5 protein-coding genes are annotated in these 6,732 nt (G+C 62.0%); 4 read left to right on the forward strand and 1 reads right to left on the reverse strand.

Translation table 11 applies throughout. The annotated features are described in order from the left end of the window. The first annotated feature begins 9 nt into the window (after positions 1-9). The 4 genes from nifA (at position 10) to mdoH (ending at position 6,007) form a co-directional block, all read left to right on the forward strand. A complete protein-coding gene (gene nifA / locus EOL86_10985) occupies positions 10-1,587 on the forward strand; it encodes a nif-specific transcriptional activator NifA (GenBank protein NCD26098.1) in 1,578 nt (525 codons plus the stop codon). A 213-nt stretch (positions 1,588-1,800) separates the two neighbouring features. Further along, positions 1,801-3,348 carry a glucan biosynthesis protein G gene (locus EOL86_10990; protein ID NCD26099.1) on the forward strand — a complete coding sequence of 516 codons (1,548 nt, stop codon included), beginning with the start codon at positions 1,801-1,803 and terminating at the stop codon, positions 3,346-3,348. Positions 3,349-3,364: 16 nt separating this feature from the next. Continuing rightward, positions 3,365-3,838 carry a hypothetical protein gene (locus tag EOL86_10995; GenBank protein ID NCD26100.1) on the forward strand — a complete coding sequence of 158 codons (474 nt, stop codon included), beginning with the start codon at positions 3,365-3,367 and terminating at the stop codon, positions 3,836-3,838. A gap of 24 nt (positions 3,839-3,862) precedes the next feature. Then, complete coding sequence (gene mdoH, locus EOL86_11000; GenBank protein NCD26101.1) at positions 3,863-6,007, forward strand: glucans biosynthesis glucosyltransferase MdoH; 2,145 nt, start codon at positions 3,863-3,865, stop codon at positions 6,005-6,007. 95 nt (positions 6,008-6,102) lie between these two features. On the opposite strand, the gene EOL86_11005 is transcribed toward mdoH, so the two are convergent. Further along, a partial coding sequence (locus tag EOL86_11005) for a sulfite exporter TauE/SafE family protein (GenBank protein NCD26102.1) occupies positions 6,103-6,732 on the reverse strand: 630 nt, incomplete at its 5' end.

Here is a 6,732-nt window from a genome sequence, read left to right on the forward strand (position 1 = left end):
GACGCGGACATGAGCACCGCCACCCACTCCGTCAAACTGCAAGTGCTGCTGTCCATCAGTAAAATCATCGACCTGGCCCTGGACCTGGAAAGCGCCCTGGAGTCCATCCTGAAAATCCTGTCCGACACCATGAGCATGCGCCGGGCCACCGTCACCCTCTTTGACCCCCGTTCGGGCCGGTTGGCCATTTCCACCTCGCATGGCCTGTCGGACCAGGAAAAACGGCGCGGCGTCTACCGCCTGGACGAGGGCGTCACCGGCGCCATCTTCCGGGCGGCCAAGCCATTCCTGGTTCCGGACATCTCCCGGGAGCCCCTGTTCCTGGATAAAACAGGCACGCGGCGCGTCAGCCATGATCGGCTGTCCTTTGTCGGCGTGCCCATCCTCCACCACGGCAGCCCCATTGGCGTGCTCAGCGTCGACCGCCTGTTTTCCAGCCAGGCCCAGCTCGACGCCGACGCGGATTTTTTGAGCGTCGTGGCCACGCTGATATCGCGGTTCCTGAGTCTGAACGAAAAGGTCAAAGATCGGGAAGCAGCCCTGAAGCAGGAAAATACCACCCTCAAGTACCAGATAGCCCGCGAGAACCATGGGCCATACATCGTGGGCAAAAGCCAGGCCATGCGGGAGGTGGAACAACACGTGGCCAAGGTGGCCCCGACCAAGGCCACGGTCTTGCTCCTGGGCGAGTCGGGCACGGGCAAAACCCTCATTGGCCGGATCATCCACGAGCTTTCGGACCGAAAAACCCACCCCTTCATCAAGGTCAATTGCGCGGCCATCCCGGAAAATCTGCTGGAGGCGGAGCTGTTCGGCTATGAAAAGGGAGCTTTCACGGGAGCCAATGGCACCAAGCCCGGCCGGTTCGAGGATGCCCACCTGGGCACCATTTTTCTGGACGAAATCGGGGAACTCCCCCTGGCCCTGCAGGCCAAACTGCTGCGGGTGCTGCAAGAACGGGAATTCGAACGCATCGGCAGCAACAAAACGCGCAAGGTCGATGTCCGCATCATCAGCGCCACCAACCGCGACCTGGACCAGCAGGTCGCCCGGGGGCTGTTTCGCGAGGACCTCTTTTATCGGCTCAACGTCTTTCCCGTGCGCGTGCCCTCCCTTCGGGAACGCAAGGAGGACGTGGCCCGCCTGATCCACCACTTCCAGGCCGGCCTGGAACGGGAATACGGTCGCGGCCTGAGCCTGACCCCCGAAGCCCTGGAGCTGCTCCTTGATCACGACTGGCCGGGAAATGTCCGCGAGCTGGAAAACCTGATCGAACGCCTGGTTATCCTGACCGATGACAAACCCGTGGGAGCGGACTTCATCCATCCCCTTCTGACCCAGGAACAGCGGGCGACACCGGGCCGGACGGTCACGACCACGCCAGATCCGGCCGAACATTGCCAGCCGCTGCGGGAAACGGAACGCCAGGAAGTGGTCGCGGCCCTGCGCCGCAACGCCTGGATCCAGTACAAGGCCGCCCGCGAACTCAACCTCACGCCGCGCCAGATGGGCTACCGGGTGCGCAAATTCAACCTGGAAGAGCTCATCGCCAAGGGCCGGGTGGAGCGCCGCCTCCAGGATTCCTGACAATCGCTCCCTCCTGCACGGATTTCCTCCTGCACGGCTTTCTCCGTTCCTACCCATGGACAGCCTCGCCAGGGCGGTCTAAATTGATCTATCGCCCCCACCGACACGTCCCGTTCCGGGGTCTTGACGAGGCCCCCCGAAAAGCACAAGGGGTGATACCGGATTTTTGTCCTCCAGGATAAAAAAACGAATTATGTCGAAGGGAGAACAACCATGATAATCACGTCGCGCGCGATGCGCTGGCTTCTGGCCAGCCTGTTTCTGTTCACGTACGCCACGACAGTCCGGGCCGATACATTCACGCTTGATTCCGTCAGAACCCTGGCCAAGGAGCTCGCCGCCCAACCGTTCGACGGCGGCACGGGACAGGTTCCGGAAATCCTGAAAACAATCAGCTATGACGACTGGCGGGATATCCGCTACATTCCGGAAAAAAGTCTCTGGCGGGGTGAAAAACTCCCCTTCGAGCTCCAATTTTTCCACCCCGGTCTGTTCTACGACCGGACCGTGTCCATCAATATTATTGATAAGGACGCGCCGAGCCGGCTGGCCTTCGACACCTCGGCCTTCAACTACGGACGCAACAAATTCGCGACCCAGATCCCCGCCGAAATGGGCTACGCCGGTTTTCGCGTCCACGCCGCCATCAACAAGAAAAGCTATCTCGATGAATTTCTTGTCTTTCTCGGCGCAAGCTATTTCCGGGCCGTGCCCAAGGGACAAAATTACGGACTGTCCGCGCGCGGCCTGGCCATCGACACGGCCGAGCCCTCGGGCGAGGAATTTCCCTTTTTCAAGGAATTCTGGATCATCAAACCCGGCAAGAAAGACAAATCCGTGACCATTTACGCCCTGCTCGATTCCCGCCGCGTCACGGGCGCGTTCAAGTTCGTGGCCACGCCCGGCGCCGAAACCTTCGTCGATGTCGAATCCACCTTGTTCCCGCGCGAACCCGTGGACAAACTGGGGATCGCGCCCCTGACCAGCATGTTCATTTTTGGCGAAAACTCCAATCCGCGTCTGACCGATGATTTCCGACCCGAGGTGCATGACTCCGACGGATTGCTGGCGCACTTCGAAAACGATGAATGGCTGTGGCGGCCATTGCAAAATCCCAAATCCCTGGTCGTCAACACCTTCAACGCGCCCAATATCCGGGGCATGGGGCTCATGCAGCGCGACGAGGAGTATGCCAACTACCAGGACCTGGAAGCCCATTACCAGTCCAGACCCAGCGCCTGGATCGAACCCAGGGGTGACTGGGGGCCCGGCCACCTCCAGCTGGTCCAGATCCCTTCCCCCGAGGAAATTCACGACAACATGGTCAGTTATTGGGTTCCAGAGACCAAGCCCGTGCTGGGCGAGGCCATGAACTTCGACTACCGCATCCGCTGGGCCAGCGCCACCCGTGTCGAATCTCCCGAGGGCAAGGTCATCATGTCCCGCGTCGCCAAGGGAAAAACCGAAACATCGCGCCTGTTCGTGCTTGAATTCAAGGGCGGCAAACTGGAAGACCTGCCCGAGGGCGCGGCCCTGGACGCCAACGTCTGGGTCGGCGACGGCGGCAAGCTTTTGGAAAAACGCGTCTACAAAAACGACATCACCGGGGCCTGGAGACTGGTATTCGAAATTGTCCCCGACTCGTCCTCGCCCCTGGGGCTGGTGCTTCCGGACAAGCGCCCGACCATCGAAATGCGGGCCATCCTCCAACATGGCGTGACCCCCCTGACCGAGACGTGGAGCTATGCCGTCAAACTCTAACCGACGGGAATCCGCCATGCCCAAAAACTCCACGCAGCCCCCGGATTGCCCGCCGCCCCATGTCGAAACGCCGCGCCAAATCCTCGAAGGGCGAATGGAGGCTGCCGGGGTGCGCATTTCGGCCTATTTGCGCCATCTGCCTGTGCACGAAACCCAGCGCCACGAACTGGCCGTGGAGGCTCTGCGCCGCCTGGCCGACAACCCTGGCGAAAACCCGGACCAGGCCGCGGCCAATGGGATGCGCATCTTGCGCGACCTCCTGGCCGGGATCGAAGTCCTTCCCGTGGCCATTCCCGGACCGGAGCTGAAACGCTCCCACATGTGCCCCGAGGAAATGGATCGCCGCCCCTGGGTGCGAATCTGGATGCGTCTGTGGCGGCCACTCTGGCTGGGCGCGGCCAACATCCTGAACACGGCCTACCTGGACATCATCCTCTACGCCGTGCTTCTGGCCGTCCTGTATTTCCTGTTCCAGCCCCTTCGTTCCTAAGACACGCCCACCTCCGGAGCCCTCATGTCCCATCCTGAATTTCAGCGCCAATCCCAGGGGGAAGCGCCCAAAAATCCGATAAAGCGGGAATTCCTGAACGAACCGTGGCGCAAAATCGCCGCCCGTCGCCGCATGGTCCTGTTGATCCTGGTCCTGACCCCGTCCCTGGTCGCGGCCTCGGTCATGGGCTCCCTGTTGCCACACCGGGGCGCCACGGCCCTGGAAGCGGCCATCATTTTTGTCTTCTGCACCCTGTTCATCTGGATATCCCTGGGATTCTGGACCGCCCTGGCCGGATTCTGGACCTTGCTCAAGCGCAACGACCGCTTTGCCGTGAGCCGCTCCCGTGGCGACCGGGACGCCCCCATCCGCCCCCACGTCAAGACCGCCATCCTGTTCCCGATCTGCAACGAAGACCCGGAGCGGATCATGGCCGGCATCCAGGCCGTCTGGAAATCCCTGCAACGCCTGGGCGCGGCCGACCGTTTTGACATCCATATCCTGAGCGACTCCAACGATCCGGACCGGTGGGTCCAGGAAGAAGCCGCCTGGAACCGGCTGTGCACGGTTCTCTCGGCCCACGGCCATATTTTCTACCGCCGCCGGCGCGTCAACCTGAAACGCAAAAGCGGCAACGTGGCCGACTTCTGCCGTCGCCATGGGGCGCACTACACCTACATGATCGTTTTTGACGCCGACTCGGTCATGTCCGGCGAAACGCTGATCCGCATGGTCCGAATCATGGAACGCCGCCGCAACGTCGGCATCCTCCAGACCGCGCCGGCCTGCACGGGCCGCGAGACGCTCATCGCCCGCGCCCAGCAGTTCGCCAACCGCGCCTACGGTCCCATGTACGCGGCCGGCCTGCACCACTGGTTCCTGGGTGACGCCCAATTCTGGGGCCACAACGCCATCATCCGGGTCAAACCCTTCATCAAGCACTGCGCCCTGAGCCGTCTGCCCGGCAAGCCACCCCTGGGCGGGGACATCCTGTCCCATGATTTCGTGGAATCGGCCCTGATGCGCCGGGCCGGCTATTCGGTCTGGCTAGCCTACGACCTGGAGGGCAGCTACGAGGAAGTGCCGCCCAACCTCTTGAATGAACTCAAACGCGACCGCCGCTGGTGCCAGGGCAACCTGCAGCATCTGCGCCTGGTCTTCACGCGCGGCATTTTTCCCGGCCACAGGGCCCTGTTTCTGAACGGCGTCATGAGCTACGGCTCGGCCCTGCTCTGGTTTCTGTTCCTGGCCCTGTCCACCACCGAGGCCGTGCTCGAGGCCCTGATCCTGCCGGACTATTTCACCCAGGCCAAAACCCTCTTTCCTGTCTGGCCCGTATGGGACCCCATGCCGGGTCTGACCCTGCTCGGCGGCACGGCCATCGTTCTTTTCCTGCCCAAGCTCTGTGCTCTGCTCCTGGCCTTGATCAAAGGACGCCGCAAACAATTCGGCGGTTTTTTCGCCCTGTGCGGCAGCATCGTCATGGAAATCTTCCTGTCCACCCTGCTCGCGCCCATCCGCATGCTCTTCCACAGCAAATTCGTGTTCCTGACCCTTGTCGGCCTGGGCATCGGTTGGGGCACCCAGCAGCGCGACGATTCCAGCACCACGTTCTGGGACGCCCTGCGCTTCCACGGTGGCGGCACGGTTCTGGCCTTGTTGTGGGGGGCGACCCTGTTCGAGATCAACCGCGAATTCTTCTGGTGGAGCTCCCCGCTGATCTTTGCCCTGCTGCTGTCCATCCCGGTGTCCATGGTCTCCAGCCGAGCCGGAATGGGCCGTTTTTTCCGCGCGCTGCGTCTGTTCGTCACGCCCGAAGAAATGCGTCTGCCCCGTGAACACGAGGACATCGAGGCCTATCTGGCCGCGAACCGGGGCCCGGCCCTTGGCCTGGACCCCGAGGATGGATTCGCGCGGGCCGCCATCGATCCCGGCCTGAATCTGCTTCACCGCCACCTTCTGCGCGCTCCACGCACCCTCGCCCCGTCCATCGCCGCCCGTCGCGACGCGATCCTGGACAAGGCCAAGGAAGGCGGACCATCGGTTTTGAATAAAAAGGAAAAAAAGGAATTGCTCTACGATCCCGAACGCATGGCCAGGCTGCACGAGCATATCTGGTCCTTGCCCGAGACGGTCATGGCCGACCGCTGGCGAATCAGCCTGCGCTAGGCATCACCAGCCAGGACACCAAAAACGCCGTTCCCCGGGCCCGCGTGGGCCTGGGGAACGGCGTTTTGTTCTTGCCGAAACTGCTCTCTGCCGCGTCAGAACAGGGAAATCAGCATCTTCGTGCCGACCACAAACAAAATCACGGCGAAAATCCGCTTCAGTTTGTCCACGGGCAGGCTGTGCGCCAGACGCACGCCCACGGGCGCGGTCAGGACACTCATGACGGCTATGGCCACCAGGGCCGATAGCGACACATAGCCCAGGCTGTACGGTGGCAAATTGGGAGTGCCCCAGCCATTGACCACATAGCCCACTGTACCGGCCACGGCGATGGGAAAACCGATGGCGGCCGAGGTGCCAATGGCCCGATGGATGGGGATATTATGCCAGATCATGAAGGGCACGGACAAGGTGCCGCCGCCGATGCCGACCAGACTCGACACCACGCCGATAACATTGCCGACCCCGAACATTCCGGCCATCCCCGGCAATTGCCGCGACGGCTTGGGCTTTTTGCCGGAGAGCATCTGATAGCAGACATAATAGAGAAAAATGACGAAAAACACCTTCAGGACGCCGGTGCTCAACCGGGCGGCCACGCAGGAACCGAGATAAGTCCCCACCAAAATGCCGGCCACGATGCGCCGGACCACGGACCAGTCCACCGCGCCACGGCGGTGATGGGCCATGAAGCTCGATACCGAGGTGAACATGATGCTGGCCAT

The sequence above is a fragment of the Deltaproteobacteria bacterium genome, assembly GCA_009930495.1.
Classification (GTDB): domain Bacteria; phylum Desulfobacterota; class Desulfovibrionia; order Desulfovibrionales; family Desulfomicrobiaceae; genus Desulfomicrobium.

What these genes read in the sequence shown, in the direction of transcription:
- EOL86_10990 (NCD26099.1), top strand. Translation starts at nt 1,801, where the DNA reads ATGATAATCACGTCGCGCGCGATGCGCTGGCTTCTGGCCAGCCTGTTT.
- nifA (NCD26098.1), top strand. Translation starts at nt 10, where the DNA reads ATGAGCACCGCCACCCACTCCGTCAAACTGCAAGTGCTGCTGTCCATC.
- mdoH (NCD26101.1), top strand. Translation starts at nt 3,863, where the DNA reads ATGTCCCATCCTGAATTTCAGCGCCAATCCCAGGGGGAAGCGCCCAAA.
- EOL86_10995 (NCD26100.1), top strand. Translation starts at nt 3,365, where the DNA reads ATGCCCAAAAACTCCACGCAGCCCCCGGATTGCCCGCCGCCCCATGTC.